Annotated in this window: 2 protein-coding genes; both read right to left on the bottom strand. The window is 34.1% G+C overall.

Annotation, left to right across the window (positions count from 1 at the left end; genetic code table 11):
- Positions 1 to 326: 326 nt before the first annotated feature.
- Positions 327 to 824 carry an invasion associated locus B family protein gene (locus IHO13_RS02365; protein ID WP_368666870.1) on the bottom strand — a complete coding sequence of 166 codons (498 nt, stop codon included), beginning with the start codon at positions 822 to 824 and terminating at the stop codon, positions 327 to 329.
- Positions 817 to 1,272, bottom strand: a 456-nt coding sequence (locus IHO13_RS02360; RefSeq protein WP_225538104.1) for a sigma-70 family RNA polymerase sigma factor, incomplete at its 5' end; no start/stop codon positions are given. The genes IHO13_RS02360 and IHO13_RS02365, both read right to left, overlap by 8 nt.

Below are 1,272 nucleotides of genomic sequence, written 5' to 3'. Positions count from 1 at the left end.
CAAACTTCTAATTAGCTATAAAGGTGTTGGGCACAAAATTGCTAGTATTCTTCTACTTAAATGCCATGATAAAAAATAATAATTTCTATTTTGATGTTTAATATGGTAGATCCTAGTATCAAGTACTGGGATAACGAAAAAAGTCACTTGAATAACAAGAGAAGGAGAGGTATTTGGATGATATCGTCATAAGAAACCAGTGTCAGCTACTTGGATGACATAGTTTACTATGTAATCAAATTACAATACTTCTAGTATCCTGCATTGCTCCTTAAAATTTCTTACCATAGTGCAAGAGGTCTAGTGCAGAATAGACGCAAAACAGCTTATTTCGTGCGGCACAAATCGTGCATTTTTTGATATGCCTTTTGAAAACCAAGTAGGGAATAAGTGTCATCAACAGTTGCTGTTTTTGCTTTTCCATTGACTACCATTGATAATCCTTGTTTCATCTTGAGAATTAGTTCTTGATCTATTTTTGTGCGTTCTGCCCATGCGAGACTTCCCTGTATTATGGGCAATATATACTTAACTTTTTTATCGACATTAAGAACTACAGGCTCCTTATCGTACTGAAAACCAGAGGTAACACTGACCTCATCTGCTTTTTTATCGACATAACTGACCATTACATATGGCTTGCGATCAGTTGTATAATGCTCACTTTTTTTCTTAGGGTAAGACACGATGTAGCACACTTTTTCTCCATCTTCTAATGCAGTATACACAAGCCAATCCTTATATTTTTCTTTCAACTGCACATCACTGACCGATGCGAGAGCGCCTACTGAAAAAAATGTTAAAAGTACAAAAAACCTACGTATGCAAGCCAAATTTTAAACTCTCCGATTGTATATGTTGTCTTACCTTACTCATTGCCTGCTCAGCTAGCTGTCTTATTCTTTCTCTTGAAACACCATATTTTTTACTAAGCTCATCTAAAGTTTGAGTATTTTCAGACAAATATCTGCTGATAAAAATGTCTCTTGACCTCTCATTAAGACTTGTCAGTGCATTGTTTAGAATTGTTTCTTTTAATTCTTTCTCTTCATAATTTTGGTAAGTTATTTCTTGACTAACCGAGTTACCTGGAATCATATCTTGTAATTCCTTTTTAGAATCATCACCTATCTTTATACACTTATTTAGTGACTGATCCTTACAAGCTAAACGGTAACTCATCTGTATAACATCTCCTTCAGATACAGAAAGTTCATTAGATATTGCTTTTATTTCCTCATTACTTAAAGTGTCTCTATTTGTATATCGTAA

The sequence above is a fragment of the Wolbachia endosymbiont of Mansonella perstans genome, from assembly GCF_020278605.1.
Lineage (GTDB): Bacteria > Pseudomonadota > Alphaproteobacteria > Rickettsiales > Anaplasmataceae > Wolbachia.
Note: the sequence above shows the minus strand (reverse complement) of the source record. Positions and strands in the feature narration are given on the sequence as shown.